General features: G+C 64.2%; 16 protein-coding genes. 14 read left to right on the top strand and 2 right to left on the bottom strand.

Annotated elements, in window-relative coordinates; genetic code table 11:
* The first annotated feature begins 6 nt into the window (after positions 1-6).
* The 4 genes from BraRD5C2_RS20790 (at position 7) to BraRD5C2_RS20775 (ending at position 6,485) form a co-directional block, all read left to right on the top strand.
* On the top strand, positions 7-1,389 hold the full coding sequence (locus BraRD5C2_RS20790) for an ethanolamine ammonia-lyase subunit EutB (RefSeq protein WP_223970902.1): 1,383 nt from the start codon (positions 7-9) through the stop codon (positions 1,387-1,389).
* A gap of 128 nt (positions 1,390-1,517) precedes the next feature.
* Complete coding sequence (locus tag BraRD5C2_RS20785) at positions 1,518-3,104, top strand: B12-binding domain-containing radical SAM protein (RefSeq protein WP_223970899.1); 1,587 nt, start codon at positions 1,518-1,520, stop codon at positions 3,102-3,104.
* Positions 3,105-3,108: 4 nt separating this feature from the next.
* Positions 3,109-3,903: an ethanolamine ammonia-lyase subunit EutC gene (gene eutC / locus BraRD5C2_RS20780; protein ID WP_223970896.1), complete on the top strand. Its 795-nt coding sequence runs from the start codon at positions 3,109-3,111 to the stop codon at positions 3,901-3,903.
* A gap of 197 nt (positions 3,904-4,100) precedes the next feature.
* Complete coding sequence (locus tag BraRD5C2_RS20775; protein ID WP_223970893.1) at positions 4,101-6,485, top strand: efflux RND transporter permease subunit; 2,385 nt, start codon at positions 4,101-4,103, stop codon at positions 6,483-6,485.
* 80 nt (positions 6,486-6,565) lie between these two features.
* Here the strand turns inward: BraRD5C2_RS20775 and BraRD5C2_RS20770 are convergent, their stop codons facing one another.
* Complete coding sequence (locus BraRD5C2_RS20770; RefSeq protein ID WP_223970891.1) at positions 6,566-7,069, bottom strand: hypothetical protein; 504 nt, start codon at positions 7,067-7,069, stop codon at positions 6,566-6,568.
* Positions 7,070-7,474: 405 nt separating this feature from the next.
* Between BraRD5C2_RS20770 and BraRD5C2_RS20765 the strand changes: the two genes are divergently transcribed.
* The 10 genes from BraRD5C2_RS20765 to BraRD5C2_RS20720 all read left to right on the top strand — a co-directional run bounded on the left by BraRD5C2_RS20765 (position 7,475) and on the right by BraRD5C2_RS20720 (position 18,096).
* The gene (locus tag BraRD5C2_RS20765; RefSeq protein ID WP_223970889.1) at positions 7,475-7,711 is read left to right on the top strand and encodes a cysteine rich repeat-containing protein; all 237 of its coding nucleotides are present in this window, start codon (positions 7,475-7,477) and stop codon (positions 7,709-7,711) included.
* Between the two features lie 196 nt (positions 7,712-7,907).
* Positions 7,908-8,786: a squalene synthase HpnC gene (gene hpnC, locus BraRD5C2_RS20760; protein WP_223970886.1), complete on the top strand. Its 879-nt coding sequence runs from the start codon at positions 7,908-7,910 to the stop codon at positions 8,784-8,786.
* Positions 8,783-9,619, top strand: coding sequence for a presqualene diphosphate synthase HpnD (hpnD, locus tag BraRD5C2_RS20755; protein WP_223970883.1), 837 nt, complete (start codon positions 8,783-8,785; stop codon positions 9,617-9,619). The genes hpnC and hpnD overlap by 4 nt, the downstream gene beginning before the upstream one ends.
* Positions 9,619-10,869, top strand: coding sequence for a hydroxysqualene dehydroxylase HpnE (gene hpnE / locus BraRD5C2_RS20750; RefSeq protein ID WP_223970881.1), 1,251 nt, complete (start codon positions 9,619-9,621; stop codon positions 10,867-10,869). The genes hpnD and hpnE overlap by 1 nt, the downstream gene beginning before the upstream one ends.
* Positions 10,870-10,935: 66 nt before the next feature.
* A complete protein-coding gene (gene shc / locus BraRD5C2_RS20745; RefSeq protein ID WP_223970879.1) occupies positions 10,936-12,897 on the top strand; it encodes a squalene--hopene cyclase in 1,962 nt (653 codons plus the stop codon).
* On the top strand, positions 12,894-13,652 hold the full coding sequence (locus BraRD5C2_RS20740) for a phosphorylase (protein WP_374708029.1): 759 nt from the start codon (positions 12,894-12,896) through the stop codon (positions 13,650-13,652). Before shc ends, BraRD5C2_RS20740 begins: the two co-directional genes overlap by 4 nt.
* A 362-nt stretch (positions 13,653-14,014) precedes the next feature.
* Positions 14,015-14,659 (top strand): TetR/AcrR family transcriptional regulator, encoded by a 645-nt coding sequence (locus tag BraRD5C2_RS20735; RefSeq protein ID WP_223970873.1) that lies wholly within the window; start codon positions 14,015-14,017, stop codon positions 14,657-14,659.
* Positions 14,656-16,344: an acyl-CoA dehydrogenase family protein gene (locus BraRD5C2_RS20730; protein WP_223970870.1), complete on the top strand. Its 1,689-nt coding sequence runs from the start codon at positions 14,656-14,658 to the stop codon at positions 16,342-16,344. Before BraRD5C2_RS20735 ends, BraRD5C2_RS20730 begins: the two co-directional genes overlap by 4 nt.
* Positions 16,345-16,357: 13 nt before the next feature.
* A complete protein-coding gene (locus BraRD5C2_RS20725; RefSeq protein WP_223970867.1) occupies positions 16,358-17,200 on the top strand; it encodes a class II aldolase/adducin family protein in 843 nt (280 codons plus the stop codon).
* Positions 17,146-18,096 (top strand): Rossmann-like and DUF2520 domain-containing protein, encoded by a 951-nt coding sequence (locus BraRD5C2_RS20720; protein WP_223970865.1) that lies wholly within the window; start codon positions 17,146-17,148, stop codon positions 18,094-18,096. The genes BraRD5C2_RS20725 and BraRD5C2_RS20720 overlap by 55 nt, the downstream gene beginning before the upstream one ends.
* Before the next feature lie 71 nt (positions 18,097-18,167).
* Here BraRD5C2_RS20720 and hpnH read toward each other — a convergent pair whose 3' ends face one another.
* Positions 18,168-19,328, bottom strand: a complete 1,161-nt coding sequence (gene hpnH / locus BraRD5C2_RS20715) for an adenosyl-hopene transferase HpnH (protein ID WP_223970864.1) — start codon at positions 19,326-19,328, stop codon at positions 18,168-18,170.
* Positions 19,329-19,356: the final 28 nt, after the last annotated feature.

The raw sequence follows: 19,356 nt of genomic DNA, 5'->3' as shown, positions 1-19,356 counted from the left end.
TTCCCCATGCTCTATCGTCACACCATCGACGCCACCAATTATGCATTCGACGATCTGCGCATCCTGCTTGCCAAGGCCTCGCCGCCGCGGTCCGGCGACCGGCTGGCCGGCATCGCGGCCGACAGCGCCGCGGAGATGATCGCTGCGCGGCTCGCGCTTGCCAACGTTCCGCTCAAGCAGTTCCTCGATGAGCCCGTCATCCCCTATGAGGACGACGAAGTCACCCGCCTGATCCTCGACAGCCACGACGTTGCCGGCTTCCTGCCGGTGTCGTCGCTCACCGTCGGTGGCTTCCGCGACTGGCTGCTGTCGGATGCCGCCACCGGTGACGCGATCAGCCGGATTTCGCGCGGCATCACGCCGGAGATGGTGGCGGCGGTGTCGAAGCTGATGCGCAACCAGGATCTGATCCTGGTCGCGAAGAAATGCGAGGTGACGACCCGCTTCCGCAACACCATCGGCTTGCGCGGGCGACTGAGCACGCGACTGCAGCCGAACCATCCGTTCGACGATGCCAAGGGCATCACCGCCTCGATCCTCGACGGGCTGCTGCTCGGGTCCGGCGATGCCTGCATTGGCATCAATCCGGCGAGCGACGATCCGAACGTCATCGGCGGCCTGCTGCGGCTGCTGGACGACGTCATCACGCGGCTCGGGATTCCGACGCAGGGCTGCGTGCTGACCCATGTCACGACCACGCTCGGCCTGATCGGGCAGGGGCTGCCGGTCGATCTCGTGTTCCAGTCGATCGCCGGTACCGAGGCCGCCAACCGCAGTTTCGGCGTCGACCTCTCGCTCCTGCGGGAAGCACGGGAAGCCGGGCTGTCGCTTCGCCGCGGCACGGTCGGCGACAATGTGATGTATTTCGAGACCGGGCAGGGCTCGGCACTGTCGGCCAACGCCCATCACCAGGTCGACCAGCAGACCTGCGAGGCGCGGGCTTATGCGGTGGCGCGGGCGTTCGATCCGCTGCTCGTCAATAGCGTGGTCGGCTTCATCGGTCCGGAATACCTCTATGACGGCAAGGAAATCATCCGCGCCGGGCTCGAGGATCATTTCTGCGGCAAGCTGCTCGGCCTGCCGCTCGGGATCGACGTTTGCTACACCAACCACGCCGAGGCCGATCAGGACGACATGGATAATCTCCTGACGCTGCTTGCGGCGGCCGGCGTGAACTTCATCATGGGCGTGCCGGGCGCCGATGACGTGATGCTGAACTATCAGTCGACATCGTTTCACGATGCGCTCTACATCCGCGACCTGTTCGGTGTGAGGCGGGCGCCCGAATTCGACGACTGGCTCGCGCGCGTCGGCCTTGCCGGGCAGGACTTCCGCCTCGTTGCCGATGCGGGGCAGCTGCCTGACCTCGCCGCCAGGCTCTTGGCCTGACGGGATAGCTAAATTCTGCAGAGCAACTATCTCACCGTTGTGACGTTGGTAAGCGCCACAATGTTGAAGAATTTCTGGCCCAGCGTTCCACGCTATGGTTAGATTTGCGGGTGCTTCGGGGTCGTTTGATGAGAGCTGAGGGCATAAAGACAGCACGGCGTATTCTCTGCGTCTTTCCGCGCTATACGTCGTCCTTTGGGACCTTCGAGCACTCCTATCCCCTGACCGAGGGCGTCAAGGCGTTCATGCCGCCGCAGGGCCTGCTGCTGATCGCTGCATACCTCCCTGAGAACTGGCCGGTCCGATTCGTCGACGAGAATCTGCGTCCGGCGACGACGGAGGATTTCGAGTGGGCGGACGCGGTGTTCGTCAGCGGTATGCACATCCAGCGCCAGCAGATGAACGACATCTGCCATCGCGCGCATGATCATGGGCTTGTGGTCGCGATCGGCGGCCCATCGGTCAGTGCCTGTCCGGACTACTATCCCTCATTCGACTACCTTCATGTCGGCGAGCTCGGCGATGCGACCAATGAGCTGTTCAGGCGTCTGGAGCAGGACACCAGCCGTCCGGACGAGCAGGTGGTGCTGAAGACCGTCGACCGCCTGCCGATGACGGAATTCCCGCTACCGGCCTATGAGCTCGCCGAAACCAAGAAGTACTTCCTCGGCAGCATCCAGTTCTCCTCGGGCTGCCCCTATCAGTGCGAGTTCTGCGACATCCCCGGGCTCTACGGCCGCAATCCGCGGCTGAAGTCGCCGCAGCAGATCATCGCCGAGCTCGATAAGCTGCGCGCCTGCGGTGCGACCGACACCGTCTATTTCGTCGACGACAATTTCATCGGCAACCGCAAGGCGGCAGCCGAGCTGCTGCCGCATCTGATCGAGTGGCAGAAGCGGACCGGCTATGTCACGCGGCTCGCCTGTGAGGCGACGCTCAACATCGCCAAGCGCCCCGAGATCCTGGAGAAGATGCGCGAGGCCTTCTTTGTGACGATCTTCGTCGGCATCGAAACGCCCGATCCCGACGCGCTGAAGGCGATGCACAAGGATCAGAACATGATGGTTCCGATCCTGGAGGGCGTGCGCACCATCAATTCGTTCGGTATGGAGGTCGTCTCCGGCATCATCATGGGGCTCGATACCGACAAGCCTCAGACCGCTGACGCGCTGCTCTCCTTCGTCGAGGAGTCCCGGATTCCGCTGCTCACAATCAACCTGCTGCAGGCGTTGCCCAAGACGCCGCTGTGGGATCGGCTCGAAAAAGCGGGCCGGCTGGTCGATGACGAGGGCCGCGACTCCAATGTCGAATTCCTGCTGCCCTATGAGGACGTGGTCAGCTCCTGGCGCAAATGCATGGAGATCGCCTACCAGCCCGAGAAGCTGTTCGAGCGCTACCTGCATCAATGCAACTACACCTATGCCAACCGCATCAAGGTGCCGGTCAGCCCGGAGATGAAGAGCTGGGCCAACATCCGGCGCGGCCTGATCATGCTGCGCAACATCTTCTGGAAGGTCGGCGTGCTCGGCGACTACAAGCGCGTGTTCTGGAAGTTTGCGCTCGGCCGGCTCAAGCGCGGCGACATCGAGGGGCTGATCTCGGCGACGCTGGTTGCGCATCATCTGATCACGTTTGCGCGCGCAGCCTCCAGCGGCCGGCAGAACGCCTCGAACTACTCGATTCGGCTGCGCGAGGCTTCTGTTCCCGCCGAATGACAGCATGACGACACCGCCGGCGCCATCGTCCCCGTCGCTTCCCGATTTGCGCGACCTCACGCCGGCGCGCATCGGCCTCGGCCGGTCCGGGGCCAGCCTGCCGACCGATGCGTTGCTCTCGTTCACGCTCGACCACGCCCGTGCCCGCGACGCTGTTCACGCGGCCTTCGATGTCAGCGGCATTGCAGCCGGTCTCGCCGCCCTCGATATCAGGCCGCACGAGGTGTCGAGCCAGGCGCCCGGCCGGCGCGACTATCTGCGCCGGCCCGATCTCGGACGCATGCTGGATTCGGCGTCGCGGCGGTCGCTGGAGAGAAGCGGCATCACCGCATGCTCCTGCGCGATCGTGATCGGGGACGGCCTGTCGCCGACTGCCGTCAATGTGCATGCCGTCGAATTGATCCGGCACCTCGTGCCGCGGCTTGCGTCCGACAGCATCGACGCTGGTGCGGTGGTCATCGCGTCGGGCGCGCGCGTCGCCCTCGGTGACGAGATCGGCGCCATCATCGGTGCACGCATGCTGGTGATGCTGATCGGCGAGCGGCCCGGTCTGTCCGCGCCCGACAGCCTTGGCGCCTATCTCACCTTCGCGCCGCGGATCGGCCTCAGCGATGCCGACCGCAACTGCATCTCGAACATCCACTGTGCCGGGCTGAGCTATCCGGAAGCCGCATTCAGGATCGCGTGGCTTGTGCGCGAAGGCTTGGCACGCCAGATCACCGGGATCGCGTTGAAAGATGAAAGCGGCGGTGGATCGTCACAGAATGCGCTACCGGGGTGTGACAAATCAGATACTTAATAGCGGGGATCAGCGGTTCCCCGCGCATTTGGTTGTACCCTCGCGCTTGCGAGCAAAGGGGCGGACAGGTAAAACCGGCGCCGGTCAATATTCGCGTGTTTTCAAGGACTAGCGCCGATAAGCCGCGCTCACCCGCCTCATTCGCGCCCCTAGACCCAAGCTAGACAGATTGCGCCGTTTTCAGAACTGGACAGGGCATGCTCGAAAAGAACTCCGAAAGTCAGGTCCACGTCGAGAAGGTCGAAGAGCCGCGTTCGGGCCCCAGCATCGCGTTCGGGCTGGAGCGTATCGGCCTGATCGCGATCAAGGCGCCGGTCCTGTCGGTCATCATTCTGCTGGCGCTGATGGTGGCGGCCGTTTTCGGTATCGAGCGCATCAAGATCGACGACTCGCTCAGCCAGTTGTTCCGTTCCAATTCCAAGGATTACAAACAGTACGAAGCGGTCACCAAACGCTTCCCGGCTACCGAGTTCGACGTGCTGGTCGTGGTCGAGGGCAAGACGCTCCTTGCGCGCCAGAACCTCGAAAAGATCCGCGACATGGTCACCGACCTGCAGCTGGTCGAGGGCGTGCGCGGTCTGGTCTCGCTGTTTTCGGCGCGCCAGGCGCCTGAGCCCGGCAAATTGCCAGCCGCGCTGTTCCCGACCGAGCTGCCGCAAGGCGTCGCCTACGACAAATTCGTCGAGACCGTTAAATCCAACGAGATCATTCGCGGCAAGCTGCTGTCCGAGGACGGCACGCTGGCGCTGATCGTACTGTCGCTCGAGCCTGAGGTTGTCGGCAGCAACAAGCTCAGCAAGGTCGTCGCGGACATGAGAAAGATCATGGCCGATGATCTCAGCGGCAGCGGGCTCAACGCCCAGCTTTCCGGCGTCCCGGTCATGCAGCTCGAAATCCGCAACGCGGTCAAGCGCGACGGGCTGACTTACAATATCCTCGGCATTCTGGCTGGCTGCATCATCGCCATCATCTTCTTCCGCAAGATATCGTTCATGGTGATCGCCGCGTTCCCGCCGATCATTGCGATCCTGCTCGCGCTCGGCGGCCTCGGCTGGGCCGGCTTCAATCTCAACATGTTCCTGAACGTGATGACGCCGCTCATCATGGTGATCAGCTTCTCCGACTCGATGCAGCTGACGTTTGCGGCACGCGACCGCCTGATCGCCGGCCAGGACAAGTACACGGCGTTCAGGAATGCGGTGATGGTGGTCGGTCCGGCTTGCGTGCTGACGCATGGCACCGCCGGCATCTCGTTCATCGCGCTGCAATTCTCGGATTCCGACCTGATCCGCAAATTCGGCGAGGCGGGGCTTGCAGCGACCATCATTGCGCTGATCGCGGTGCTCTCGCTGGTGCCTGCATTCGGAATGCTTCTGGTACGCAACGAAAAAGTGTTCGCGGTAAAATTCCAGGGTGCCGACGCCGGCGTCCAGGCGCTGCGCAATTTCTGCTACTGGATCGCGGTGCGCATGGTGGGCCGTCCCGGGCTGTTCAGCCTGATCGCGGTGATCGTGGTCGGCGGGCTCGGCGTCATCTACGCCAATCTCGAGCCGCGCTACCGTCTCGCCGACCAGGTTCCGGACAAGCGGCAGGCGGTGGCGGCGTCGAGCCGGCTCGACGCCAAGCTGACCGGCGCCAATCCGGTCGATGTGCTGATCGAATTCCCCAAGGGCCAATCGCTCTACTCGCCGGAGACCCTGAAGACGATCGCCGACGTCCACGCGATGGTCGAAACCGCGGCGGGTGTCGGCAACGTCTGGTCGCTGGAGACCCTGCGCCGTTGGCTCGCCGAAAAGGCCGGCAGCAATGACGTCGCAACGCTGAAGGAATATGTCGGCGTAATTCCCGAGCATCTGGTGCGCCGCTTCATCTCGGCGGATCAGGATGCGGTCGTGGTGTCGGGCCGGGTCCCGGATCTCGACTCGAGCCAGCTGCTTCCGGTCGTGAACAAGCTGGATAGTTCGCTCGACAAGGTGCGCGCCGAGCATCCCGGCTACGAGATTGCGGTCACCGGCTTGTCGGTGATCGCCGCGCGCAACAGCGCCAACATGATCGAAAAACTGAACCGTGGCCTGACCGTCGAATTCCTGCTGGTGGCGGTTTTCATCGGCCTGGCGTTCCGCTCGGTGGTGGTGATGTTCTCGTGCATCCTGCCCGGCATCTTCCCGGTGGTGCTGTCAGGCACCGTGCTGTGGTTGCTCGGGGAGGGGCTGCAATTCGCCAGCGTCGTGGCGTTGACCGTGTCGTTCGGCCTCGGGCTGAGCGCCACCATCCACTTCCTCAATCGCTTGCGGCTCGAGACCAAGCCCGGTGTGTCACCGGAGCTTGCGGTGGAGCGCGCCACGGTCCTGGTCGGCCCGGCGCTGATCCTGACCACGGTGGTGCTGGCCTGCGGCCTCGTCGTCACCGTGTTCTCCGACCTGCCGTCGCTGCGGCTGTTCGGCTGGCTCAGCGCGTTCTCGATGGTCGCGGCCCTGGTCGCGGACCTGTTCATCCTGCGGCCAACCTCGATGTTCCTGATCAACCTGTCGCAAAAGCTGCGCGGCAAGGGCGGGCAACCGGTGCCGATCGAGAAGGCCTGATTGACCGAAACCAAATGGCCCGGTTCCGAAGCGTTCGGAACCGGGCCTTTTTTGTTCGCGCGTGAAATCGCTCGGGAACGTCAGGTCTTCGTCATCGTGATCGTGACGCCGCGGATCTCACCCTTGGAATCGATCTGCACCACCTGCTTGGAGCCGTTGGTCTGCAGGTTCAGGTTTGCGGCAAAGCCGGACGCCTCGACAAACACGTCGATCCGGCCGCCACCCGCGGTGCCCTGCAAATTGCCGAAGATGTTGCGGCTCGCCTCGCTCCAGTTGCCCGAGATCCGGTCGCCCTGGCTGGTAACGTCGCTGGAAAGGTCGAACTTGTAGCTGTCGCTCGCACAATGCAGCGACTGCTTCAGGTTCATGCCCGATGGCGCGACCTTGTAATCCGCCTTGCAACGAATGCGTTCGGTCGTGCCGTTGGACAACGCCACCGTGCCCGTTCCGGTCCACGAGCCGGCAAAACCGGCAAATGGACCATTGGCCTGGGCATGGACTGCGGAGGCGGACAGCATCACTGCGGCGCCGACGGCCACAGCTCTGAGGGCCTGACCATAAAGGCTGGAACCAAACAGTTTCATTGTGAATTTTCCCATCAAAATCAACGCCTCTGTCGCAAGAAAGCGTCTCGCCGCATCGAAGGTTTAGTGTCACCCAGGAATGTTAGGTTCAAACGACAGAAGCCGCGCGCGCGAGCCCTGTTGTCAACGAACAGAATCAGAAACTGTTGCCCTCTTGATGGCATCTAGCTTTGCGCGAGTGCGATCCGCAATACCCAAGCGCGACAAAGTGATGGCATGAATCGTTGTTGTAATTCAATAGCTTAGGCGGGGGTTTACAGCGCCGCAAATTTAGCCGCATTTAGCAGTGCTTGTCGTCAATCCGTTGCCGCGTTACGTGGCGTCTGCAATCCCCAAAATCCGTCCCGGCCATGCCGAAACGCGTTTCGGGAACAGATTTTCTGCTGTCGGAAATGAAGGAATACGATGCGTAAATTTCTCCTGGCTGTTGCCCTGTTGTCGATCCCGCTCTCGTCCAGCGCCTTCGCCCAGCAGCAAGGGCGCGGTACGCCCGATGAGCAGAAGGCCTGCACGCGCGACGTGCAGCGTCACTGCCGCTCCGTCATCGATCAGGGCGATTTCACCATTCTTGCCTGCCTGCAGCAGAACCGCAGCAAGATCAGCGCCGCCTGCGACCAAGTGCTGAAGAGCCACGGCCAATAAGACCGGATTCAGGTCTCAAGGGACCGCTATCGACACCGCGGCTGGCAGTCATGCCGGCCGCGGCCGCATATGCTGGCGGTCACAGATAGCATTGGTTTTGGTGGCGTATTCGCCTATATGGGGCTCGCAAATCCCCCGCATGCGCCTGACCGTCCGCGCCTGCGTCGTGCCATGACCAGTGTAGTCTAAATTTCCCATGACCACCGCGAGCGACCTGCGATCCGGAAAGACCCACCGCGACGAGAATTTTCCGGTCGCGTCGTGGATCATTCATCCGCGGCATCGTGCCCTGATCCTGGCCTTCTATAATTTCGTCCGCACTGCCGACGATATCGCCGATCACGCCACGCTGCCGCCTGCGGAGAAGCTGCGCTATCTCGACCTGATGGAGGCCGAGCTGCTCGGCAATGGCGATAGCCAGAAGGAAGCGGTCAGCCTGCGCCGCGCTTTCGCCGAGCGCGGCATGGCGCCGCGGCATGCGCTCGACGTGCTGGTGGCGTTCCGCCTCGATGTCACCAAGCTGCGCTACGAAAACTGGGACGACGTGATCGACTATTGCCGCTACTCGGCGATGCCGGTCGGGCGCTTCATGCTCGACGTGCATGGCGAGGATATTTCGACCTGGGCGGCGTCGGACGCGCTCTGCGCCGGCTTGCAGATCAACAATCACCTGCAGGACTGCGGCAAGGACTATCGGAACCTGAACCGCGTCTACCTGCCGCGCGATGCGCTGGCCGCTGCGGGTGCGTCCGTCGAGATGCTCGGCGAGGCGAAGTCGCAGCCGGCCCTGCTCAAATGCCTGCAGGCGCTCGCGGTGCGCACCGAGGCGCTGCTCGACCAGAGCAAGTCGCTCGCCGCCGAAGTGAAGGATTTCCGGCTCGGGCTCGAGATCTCGGTGATCCAGGCGTTCGCCGACAAGATCGTCAACATGCTGAAGGTGCGCGACCCGCTCAGCGAGCGCGTGCATCTGGGCCCGGTCGAATTGCTGCTGCAGAGCCTTGGCGGCGTCGCCGGCGAGACAGCGCGGCGGGCGATCGGACGGCGTGCGGTCTCCAAGACGGCGGCAGGGGCATGAGTGCTGAGGCGGCGGCCAACGCAAATTACGGAAGCACCGCGTCGGGCAGCTCGTTCTATGCCGCGATGCGCATCCTGCCGCACGCGCAGCGCGAGGCGATGTTCCAGATCTACAGCTTCTGCCGGCAGGTCGACGACATCGCCGATTCCGATGGTCCGCGACCGGAGCGCCTGGCCGCCTTGCAGCAGTGGCGCGACGATATCGATGCGCTGTATGCGGGACGTCCGCCGGAGCGGCTGAAGGACTATGTCGCGTCGGTGAAGGCCTTCGGCCTGAAGCGCGAGGATTTCGTCGCGATCGTCGACGGCATGGAGATGGACGTGCCGCAGGACATCCGTGCGCCGGATCTTGCGACACTCGACCTGTATTGCGATCGCGTCGCGAGCGCGGTCGGCCGGCTGTCGGTGCGCGTGTTCGGCCTGCCCGAGGAGGACGGCATCGAGCTCGCGCATCACCTCGGCCGTGCGCTGCAGCTCACCAACATCCTGCGCGACATCGACGAGGATGCCGGTCTCGGCCGGCTCTATCTGCCGCGCGAATGGCTTTGGCATGCCGGCATCACCAATAACGACCCGGCCCGCGTCACGGTCGACCGCGCGCTGCCGAAAGTCTGTGCGCCGCTTGCCGAGCGCGCCAAGATGCACTTCCAGAAGTCCGACGAGATCATGAAGCGCAATTCGCGCCGCGCCGTGCGCGCGCCGCGGATTATGTCGAAATACTACCGCGCGATCCTCGATCTCCTGATCGCGCGCGGTTTCGCCGCTCCACGTGAGCCGGTGCGTGTGTCCAAGGCAGCCAAGATCGGCATTCTTCTTCGTTACGCGATCATCTGATGCAAAAGACCGTTCATATCATCGGTGCCGGTATTTCCGGCCTCTCCGCAGCCGTGCGGCTCGCCAATGGCGGCTACAAGGTCGCCGTCCACGAGGCGACGCAGCAGGCCGGCGGCCGCTGCCGCTCCTATTTCGACGCGGCCACCAATCTCACCATCGACAACGGCAACCATCTGCTGCTGTCGGGCAACCGCCACGCGCTGAGCTACGCGCGTTCGATCGGCACCGAGGCCGGCCTCGTGGGGCCTGCGCGCGCGCAGTTTCCGTTCGTCGATCTTGCTTCCGGCCAGCGCTGGCAGCTCGACCTCGGCGATTCCCGCCTGCCGCTGTGGGTGTTCGACGAGGCGCGCCGCGTCCCGGACACCGGCCTGCGCGATTATCTCGCATTGGCGCCGCTGGCCTGGGCCAGCACCGAGGCGCTGGTCGGCAACACGATTCCCTGCAAGGGCACGCTGTATGACCGCCTGGTGCAGCCGCTGCTGCTCGCCGCATTGAATGTCGATCCGCCGGAGGGCTCGGCCGGACTTGCCGGCGCCATCGTGCGCGAGACGCTGCTCGCCGGCGGGCAGGCCTGCCGTCCGTTGATCGCGCGTGACGGCCTGAGCTCGGTGCTGATCGAGCCGGCCGTGAAGCTGCTGCAGGAGCGGGGCCACAGCGTCCAGTTCAGTCACGAATTGCGTACGCTTGGCATGTCCGGTGATCGCATCAGTGAGCTCGACTTCGGCGGTGGCGACAAGATCACGCTGGCGGCCGACGATGCCGTCGTGCTCGCGGTGCCACCGCGCGCCGCGGCAACCCTGCTGCCCGGCCTGAAAACCCCGACCAAATTCCGCGCTATCGTGAATGCGCATTTCCGCGTCGATCCGCCGCGCGACGCCGCGCCCATTCTCGGCGTGGTCGGCGGCCTCGTGGAGTGGCTGTTCGCGTTCCCGCAGCGGCTGTCGGTGACGATTAGCAACGGCGACCGCCTGGTCGACATGCCGCGCGAGGAGCTCGCGCAGGCGATCTGGCGGGATATCTGCAAGGCATCCGGCGTTTCCGGCGACCTGCCGCCGTGGCAGGTCGTGCGTGAGCGCCGCGCCACATTTGAGGCGACGCCGGAACAGAACGCCCTGCGTCCGGGGCCCGCGACGGCGCAAAAAAACCTGTTCCTTGCCGGCGACTGGACTGCTACCGGGTTGCCGGCAACCATCGAGGGGTCGGTGCGGTCGGGTGATCGCGCCGCAGATATGGTTCTGGCCAGGCGCTAGATTCGACCTGTTAAGCGGCCGCGGCTTTCGATCAGCCGGCCCGCAATGAAGAGGATATCGAGCGAAATGCTTTCGAGAGATCACAGCGTTGCAGTCGACCCGGTCGCGCTGGAGAAGAGCATCTCCGAGGCAACCGAAGCGCTGCTCGGCTATCGCCAGTCCGACGGACACTGGGTGTTCGAGCTCGAGGCCGACAGCACCATTCCGGCCGAGTACATCCTGCTGCGTCACTATCTCGCCGAGCCCGTCGATGCCGCGCTCGAGGCCAAGATCGGCAACTATCTGCGCCGCGTCCAGGGCGCGCATGGCGGCTGGCCACTGGTGCATGACGGCCCGTTCGACATCAGCGCCAGCGTGAAGTCGTACTTCGCGCTGAAGATGATCGGCGATTCCGTCGACGCGCCGCACATGGTGCGGGCGCGCGAAGCGATCCGTTCGCGCGGCGGAGCTTCCGGCAGCAACGTGTTCACGCGCTTCCTGCTCGCGCTCTATGGCGTCGTGACCTGGCGCGCGACGCCGGTGCTGCCGATCGAGATCATGCTGCTGCCGATGTGGTCGCCGTTCCACATCAACAAGATCTCCTACTGGGCGCGCACCACCATGGTGCCGCTGATGGTGCTCGCCGCGCTGAAGCCGCGCGCCAAGAATCCGAAGGGCGTCGGCATCGACGAATTGTTCCTGGAGGATCCGAAATCGGTCCGCATGGCGCCGAAGGCGCCGCATCAGAGCGCGAGCTGGTTCTATCTGTTCCGCTCGCTCGACGCCGTGCTGCGCGTGATCGAGCCGATGTTTCCGAAGCGCCTGCGCCAGCGCGCGATCGACGCCGCGCTCGCCTTCACCGAGGAGCGGCTGAACGGCGAAGACGGCATGGGCGCGATCTATCCGCCGATGGCCAACATCGTTATGATGTATGAGGCGCTCGGCAAGGACGAGAGTTTTGCGCCGCGCGCCATCACTCGCCGCGGCATCGACAAGCTGCTGGTGATCGGCGAACACGAGGCCTATTGCCAACCCTGCGTCTCGCCGGTGTGGGACACCGCGCTGACCTGTCATGCGCTGCTGGAAGCGGGCAGCGACGATACGTTCGCCAAGGCCAAGCAGGGTCTCGATTGGCTGAAGCCGCGCCAGGTGCTGGAGCTGAAGGGCGATTGGGCGGTCAAGGCGCCGGACGTCCGTCCCGGCGGCTGGGCGTTCCAGTACAACAACGACCACTATCCCGATCTCGACGACACCGCAGTGGTGGTGATGGCGATGGATCGCGCGCGGCGCCATACCGGATCCGGGGAATATGACGAGGCGATCGCGCGTGGCCGCGAGTGGATCGAGGGGTTGCAGAGCCGCGACGGCGGCTGGGCGGCGTTCGACGTCAACAACCTCGAATATTACCTCAACAACATCCCGTTCTCCGATCACGGCGCCTTGCTCGATCCGCCGACCGAGGATGTCACCGCGCGCTGCATCTCGATGCTGGGCCAGCTCGGCGAGACCGCCGAGAGCAACAAGGCGATGGCCGACGGTATCGCCTATCTGCGCCGCACCCAGCTCGCCGAGGGTTCCTGGTACGGCCGCTGGGGCCTGAATTACGTCTACGGCACCTGGTCGGTGCTCTCCGCGCTAAATGTCGCAGGGGTCGATCGCAACGACCCGATGATTCGGAAAGCGGTCGATTGGCTGGCGTCGGTCCAGAATCAGGACGGCGGCTGGGGCGAGGACGCCGTCAGCTACCGGCTGGATTACAAGGGTTATGAAGTTGCGCCGTCGACCTCCTCGCAAACGGCATGGGCCTTGCTTGGATTGATGGCGGCCGGAGAGGTCGAAAATCCCGCTGTTGCGCGGGGGGTGGAGTACCTAAAGGCAACACAGACGGAAAAAGGGCTGTGGGACGAGCAGCGATACACAGCTACGGGGTTTCCGCGGGTATTTTACTTGCGATATCATGGCTACTCGAAGTTCTTTCCGCTCTGGGCGCTGGCGCGGTATCGGAATTTGAGAAGCACCAATAGCAGGGTGGTAGGGGTCGGGATGTGATTGTTGAGGCGGGGGCCGCCGAGACCGTGGGCAGTAGAATTGATCCTCGGCCGGTATTGATTGTGACTGGATTGGTGCAGGAGGCCCGCATCGCAGCCGGTCCCGGCATGATCGTGATCTGCAGCTCGAGCGATCCGCAGCAGCTGCGTGAATTGCTGGCGACGCTGGATCCGACGAGCTTCCGCGGCGTGATTTCGTTCGGCGTGGCCGGCGGGCTCGATCCGTCGCTGAAGTCGGGCGACGTCGTGGTTGCGACCGAGGTGATGTCCGGCGATACCCGTTTCCTGGCGGCGTCCGCCCTGAACGAAGAGATGATCGCCAGCGCCGCGCTGAAGCGCCGCAGGATCGTCCGCGGCGGGCTTGCCGGCGTCGAAGAGGTGATCGCGGCGAAGGCCTGCAAGGCCGCGCTGCGCTCGATGACGGGCGCAGCCGCAGTCGACATGGAAAGCCATATCGCGGCAGCCTATGCTGCGAAGGCGGGCGTTCCGTTCGCCGCGCTGCGCGTGATCAGCGATCCCGCGCACCGGGCGCTGCCCGAGCTTGCGAAATCCGCGGTGAAGCCGAACGGCGACATCGACCTGCGCAAGGTGCTGCGCGGCATCGTGCGCAATCCGCGGACGCTGCGGGCGCTGGTGTCGACCGGTATCGATTTCAATCGCGCGCTGCGCTCGCTGCGCAGCTGCCGCGGCTTCCTGCTCGGCAATGACGTGCTGATGCCGGTGGCAGATGTCCTGATCACGGCCAAGGCGGCCTGATCCAACTGTCCCGGGCCGGACGCTCGCCGGACCTGGCTCAAACACTCAAGCTCAAGAACAAAGGCCCGATCGCACCGCGATGGGGCCTTTTGCTTTGTGGCCAATAGTTTGGCTCGAAGCCACGCCGGTTGTGGTTCCGGGCATTCGGCGAGTGATGTGCCGGGCGTCCGTTGTTGGCTTGCGCGCGCGTGACCCTTGAGGCCCGATTCTCCGACGATCATTGGTCCTGCAATCCAGCCGCAGCGTTGGCGGGCGGTGTGCGCCGTCCTGCGACCTCGGGCCGCCCCGTGGGCGCGCTTGACAGAAACCGTAATTCAATCGACTATGAATTATGATCCTGTATTCATGAATAAAGGTTCACTATGGCAATCGCTGCGGTTCGCCTCAACCAGCTCGTCGAGACCAAGGCCCGCATTCTGGATGCCGCCAGGGAGGCGGTGGCGCTGAGTGGGTGGAAGGACGCCCAGATCGCCCTGATCGCCTCACGGGCCGGCGTGGCCACGGGCAGCGTGTACCGCTACTTCGACTCGAAGGCTGACCTGTACGCGCAGGTGCTGGCCCTGGTTTCCGAGCGCGAGGTGGCCGTTGTCGCCGCGATCGTCGAGGCGGAGGGATCTGCGTCCCAGTGTCTGGTGGACGCGATCTACACCTTCGCGGTCCGGGCGATGCGCGGCCGCCGTCTGGCCTATGCGCTGATCGCCGAACCCTGCGAGCCCGAGATCGATGCGGCGCGCCTGAAATACCGGGCGGCCCTGGCCGATCAGATCGCAAGGCTGGTCCGGCGTGGCATCGCCGACGGCGAGTTCGTCGAGATTGATGCGAATGTCGCGGCATCCTGCGTGGCCGGCGCTTTCATGGAGGCGCTGGTTGGTCCGCTGGCGCCCGAAGCAGCCCCGGACTCCGACGCGGCAAAGGCGATCGCACAATCGATCGCGGGGCTTTCCGCGCGCATGCTGTTTCGCAATCCCACGCCAGAATTGACCCCTGTATCGAGAGTCTCCGCATGAATGCGCGTGTCCAGCCGGTCGCCGCCTCGGAAGCGAAAGCCGCTCCATTTGCGACCCATGAGGTCCGCAACCAGGCGCGGCCAGCCACAGGCTTCAACGCGTTCGATGACGACCGCGCGTTGAGCGCCCTGATCGCAAAGATCGTACCGTGGGCAAGAGACAAGCTTTCTGCGCTCGGCGCGCACGCCGGCAGCGAAGCCGTGCAGGACGCCGCGCGGCTTGCCAACGAGCACGAGCCGAAGCTCCTGACCCATGACCGGTATGGCAACCGCAACGATTGGGTCGAATTTCATCCGGCGTGGCATCAATTGATGGCGCTGGCGTTCCAGAGCGAGGTCCATAGCCTGGCCTGGTCGACGCGCGAGTCAGATGGCCATCTGGCGCGCGCGGCGCTGAGCTATCTCTGGAATCAGATCGAGAACGGCGTCGGTTGCCCCACCGGGATGGCATACGCCGCAATCGCCGGGTTTTCCGGCAAACCGCAATTCAGTCTGTGGCGGGAACGAACGTTGGCGGCGGACTACGATCCGCGCCGGCTTCCGATCGAGGCCAAGCGCGCGGCGGTGATCGGCTATGCGATGACCGAGAAGCAGGGCGGCTCCGATCTGCGTGAGACCCAGACCACCGCGCGCTTCGTCGAGCGCGGCGCGCATGGCGAGATCTATGCGATCACCGGCCACAAATGGTTCTTCTCAGTGCCGGTCGCCGATGGATTCTACACGCTGGCGCGCACCCAATCCGGTGTCAGTTGCCTGTTCGTGCCGCGCCTGTTGCCGGATGGCAGCGCCAACCGCATCCACATTCAGCGCCTGAAGGACAAATGCGGCAACCGTTCGAACGCGTCGAGCGAGATCGAGTATCACGAGACGTGGTCGATCCTGGTCGGCGAGGAAGGCCGCGGCATCGCGGAGATCCTTTCGCATGCGCATTTGACGCGGCTGGATTTCGCGATCGGTTCCGCCGGACTGATGCGGCAGGCGTTGAGCCTGGCACTGAACCACGCGCAAACGCGAACGGCATTTGGCAAGCCGATGGCCGAGCTCCCGATGCAGCGCAACGTGCTTGCCGATCTCGCAATCGAGAGCGAAGCGGCGATGCTGGGCGCATTTCGCGTCGCGCGTGCGACCGACGGCCTGCAGACGAGCGACCACGAGCGGCTGCTGGCGCGGGTCGCCACTCCCGTGGTGAAGTTCTGGAATTGCCAGCGTGCGCCGGCCTTCACCTATGAGTGCCTGCAGGTGCATGGCGGCAACGGCTTCATCATGGAGAATGCGATGGCGCGGCTCTATCGCGAGGCGCCTTTGAACTCGATCTGGGAAGGCACCTCCAACATGATGTGCATGGACGTGCTGCGCGCCATGCAACGGGATGCAAATTGCCGGGACGCGTTCGTCGACGAACTGCGCGCGAGCAAGGGCCTCAATCCGCTCTATGACCGGTGCACGGACGACCTCGCGGATCGCATGCTGGCACGATATCCGGACGATGGGCATGCGAGGGCGCTCGTCACCCGCATGGCGCATGCGTTGCAGGCTGCCGAGATGTTGAGGCACAGCGACGCCGCTGCCGCCGATCTGTTCGTGCAATCCAGGCTTGGCGCGGACGGGATGCATGTGTTCGGCGCGCTTCCGTCGTCGGAAGGCCTTGGCAACGTCGTCGAACGCGCCTCCGTCATCCGCCACTAAGGGTCCCAGTCATATGCGTCAGACCGAAGTTTGTGCCGTCAACGACGTCAGGGCGATGGTCGGGGAAGCGGAGTGGGCGATGCGGGTCGATCTCGCGGCGTGCTACCGCCTGGTCGCGCTCTATGGAATGACCGACCTGATCTACAACCACATCAGCGCGCAAATCCCGGGCCATGATGATCAGTATCTGATCAATCCGTACGGCATGCTTTACGAGGAGATCACGGCGTCGAGCCTCGTCAAGATCGACATTGAGGGCCGGACCTTGCTGCAGCCCGACCACGGCTACAACGTCAACGTGGCCGGCTTCTATCTGCATGCTCCGATCCATCGCGCGCGGCCCGACGTGAAATGCGTTCTGCATACCCACACCCGGGCAGGCACGGCGGTCAGCACGCTTGCCGAGGGGCTGCTGCCGCTGTCGCAGACGGCAATGCGGTTTCACGGGCGGATCGGCTATCACGATTTCGAGGGGCCGGCGATCGACCGCGACGAATGCGACCGGGTCGTCGCCGATCTCGGCCGCAACAACGTGCTAGTGTTGCGCAATCATGGCCTCCTGGTCTGCGGCAACACGATTCCGCAGGCGTTCAATGCGATCTACTGGCTCGAGCAGGCCTGCCGGATCCAGGTCGATGCGCTCGGTTGTGGCCGGCCGCTGCACGCCCCGAGCGAGCTGGCGATCGGCAACACGGTGACCTGCTTTGCCGGCACCGAGATCACGCTCGACAACGAGCGCGACACCAATCCGGTGCTCAATGAATCAGCGCAAAACCTGCAAGCCGGTTACGGGCTGCTGGAATGGCCGGCGCTGCGGCGCAGGCTCGACCGCATCGATGGGAGCTACGCGCAATGAGCACGTCGCAGGCCTCGTTGCGGATAGGCTTCATTGGCGCCGGCCGCGTGGCGCAGACGCTCGCGCCGGCGTTTGCCCGCGCGGATCTGAACGTCGCGGCGTTTTACAACCGCGGTCTCGATGCCGCGCAGCGTCTCGGATCCCGCATCCCGTCGGCACGGCCGATGACCGAGGCGCAGCAGGTCGTGGACAGCTGCGACATGGTTTTCCTCACGGTGAGCGACGACGCGATCCTGCCGGTCTGCCGCGGTCTGCGCTGGGAGCCGCGTCACCGCGTGGTCCATTGCAGCGGCGCGACCGAACTGGCCGCGCTCGACCATGCGCGGTCCGCGGGCGCTGCAACCGGCGGATTTCACCCGATGCAGATGTTTGCAAATCCCGACGTCGCGCTTGAGGGGCTGCGCGGATGCACCGTCGGCATCGAGGCTGAAGGCGACTTCCGGCACGACCTCGAGTGGCTCGCCACCAGCATCGGGTGCGAGCCGCTGGCGCTGCCGGCCGGCGTGCGCGCGCTCTATCATGCCTCGGCCTACTATGTCGGTCCGTTCCTGATCTCGCTGCTCAAGGAAGGCGTCGATCTCTGGAAGAGCTTTGGCGCCAGCGAGGCCGATGCGTTGCGCGCCATGATGCCGCTGCTGCGGGGGACGGTCGCGGCCGTTCTCGACGGTGGCCTCGCCAACGGCATGGGTGGCTGCGTGGCGCGCGGCGACGTTGGAACGATTGTCAAGCACCTGCGGGCCCTGGACGAGCGCTTTCCCGCCTCGGGCGCGTTGTATCGCGAACTGGCTCTGCGCAATGTCCCGCTCGGGATCGAGCGTGGTACACTCAGTGCTCCGCGCGCCGCAGAGATCGAACAGCTGCTGTTGCGAACCCGGCGAGAGCAGGCGGCATCCTGATCCAAGAAGAAAGGGCCCCGGTTCGCTGAACCGAGGCCCTTGTTCGTTCTGCAGTCCGCTCACATGGAGCTTTACGCGGCGCTGGAAGCCTTCTGCTGCTGCTTGGCGGCGGCAGCCGCAGCCTCGTCGCGACGGATATCCGAGAGCTTCTTCTCGACCTGCTCGGCGAAGATGTACTGCGCCGGACGCTGCTTCGACATGTCGATCTCTGGCGCCATCGGGCCTGATGTCTTGATGCCGCGCAGCGCAACCCACATCGCCTTCAGCGGATTGTTGATCGCAGCGGTCGCCGCGGTCGGCTCGTAGCCGCAATGGGCCATACAGTCGGCGCACTTCTCGTACTTGCCGGTGCCGTAGGTCTCCCAATCGGTGGTGTCCATCAGCTCCTTGAAGGTCTTGGCGTAGCCTTCACCGAGCAGATAGCAGGGCTTCTGCCAGCCAAAGATGTTGCGCGCGGGCATGCCCCAGGGCGTGCACTCGTATTCCTGGTTGCCGGCGAGGAAGTCGAGGAACAGGCCGGAATGCATGAAATTCCACTTCTTGCCCTTGCCGAGCGCAAAGACGTCGCGGAACAGCTTCTTGGTCTTGGTGCGGTTGAGGAAGTGCTCCTGATCGGGCGCACGCTCATAGGCGTATCCCGGCGACATCGAGACGCCGACGCCGAGCTCGGTGGTGAAGTCGAGGAATTTGGCGATCTCCTCGGCCGGATGGCCGTCGAAGATGGTGGCGTTGACGTTGACCGTGAAGCCGCGCGCCTTCGCCGCCTTGATCGCGGAGACGGCGCGATCGAACACGCCCTTCTGCGACACCGCCTTGTCGTGATGGTCCTTCAGGCCGTCGAGATGCACCGAGAAGAACAAATAGGGCGACGGCTCGAACAGATCGAGCTTCTTCTCGAGCAGCAGCGCATTGGTGCACAGCGAGACGAACTTCTTGCGCGCAACGAGGCCGCGCACGATCTCGCCGATCTCCTTGTGGATCAGCGGCTCGCCGCCGGGGATCGCCACCATCGGTGCGCCGCATTCATCGGCCGCGTCCCAGCATTCCTGCGCGGTCATGCGGCGATTGAGGATCGCATCGGGATAATCGATCTTGCCGCAGCCGACGCAGGCGAGGTTGCAACGGAACAGCGGTTCCAGCATCAGCACGAGCGGATAGCGTTTGCGGCCAAGCAGCTTCTGCTTGATCAGATAACCGCCGATACGCATTTCCTTGAAGAACGGTATAGCCATTAGACGATTTTCTTTCTGCACTTATCAA

It is taken from the genome of Bradyrhizobium sp. RD5-C2, from assembly GCF_019972155.1.
GTDB lineage: Bacteria > Pseudomonadota > Alphaproteobacteria > Rhizobiales > Xanthobacteraceae > Bradyrhizobium.
Note: the sequence above shows the minus strand (reverse complement) of the source record. Positions and strands in the feature narration are given on the sequence as shown.

Bases quoted from the DNA above. Each gene is read 5' to 3' on its own strand.
- BraRD5C2_RS20790 (WP_223970902.1), top strand. From the start codon at position 7: ATGCTCTATCGTCACACCATCGACGCCACCAATTATGCATTCGACGAT.
- BraRD5C2_RS20785 (WP_223970899.1), top strand. From the start codon at position 1,518: ATGAGAGCTGAGGGCATAAAGACAGCACGGCGTATTCTCTGCGTCTTT.
- eutC (WP_223970896.1), top strand. From the start codon at position 3,109: ATGACGACACCGCCGGCGCCATCGTCCCCGTCGCTTCCCGATTTGCGC.
- BraRD5C2_RS20775 (WP_223970893.1), top strand. From the start codon at position 4,101: ATGCTCGAAAAGAACTCCGAAAGTCAGGTCCACGTCGAGAAGGTCGAA.
- BraRD5C2_RS20770 (WP_223970891.1), bottom strand. From the start codon at position 7,069: ATGAAACTGTTTGGTTCCAGCCTTTATGGTCAGGCCCTCAGAGCTGTG.
- BraRD5C2_RS20765 (WP_223970889.1), top strand. From the start codon at position 7,475: ATGCGTAAATTTCTCCTGGCTGTTGCCCTGTTGTCGATCCCGCTCTCG.
- hpnC (WP_223970886.1), top strand. From the start codon at position 7,908: ATGACCACCGCGAGCGACCTGCGATCCGGAAAGACCCACCGCGACGAG.
- hpnD (WP_223970883.1), top strand. From the start codon at position 8,783: ATGAGTGCTGAGGCGGCGGCCAACGCAAATTACGGAAGCACCGCGTCG.
- hpnE (WP_223970881.1), top strand. From the start codon at position 9,619: ATGCAAAAGACCGTTCATATCATCGGTGCCGGTATTTCCGGCCTCTCC.
- shc (WP_223970879.1), top strand. From the start codon at position 10,936: ATGCTTTCGAGAGATCACAGCGTTGCAGTCGACCCGGTCGCGCTGGAG.
- BraRD5C2_RS20735 (WP_223970873.1), top strand. From the start codon at position 14,015: ATGGCAATCGCTGCGGTTCGCCTCAACCAGCTCGTCGAGACCAAGGCC.
- BraRD5C2_RS20730 (WP_223970870.1), top strand. From the start codon at position 14,656: ATGAATGCGCGTGTCCAGCCGGTCGCCGCCTCGGAAGCGAAAGCCGCT.
- BraRD5C2_RS20725 (WP_223970867.1), top strand. From the start codon at position 16,358: ATGCGTCAGACCGAAGTTTGTGCCGTCAACGACGTCAGGGCGATGGTC.
- BraRD5C2_RS20720 (WP_223970865.1), top strand. From the start codon at position 17,146: ATGGCCGGCGCTGCGGCGCAGGCTCGACCGCATCGATGGGAGCTACGC.
- hpnH (WP_223970864.1), bottom strand. From the start codon at position 19,328: ATGGCTATACCGTTCTTCAAGGAAATGCGTATCGGCGGTTATCTGATC.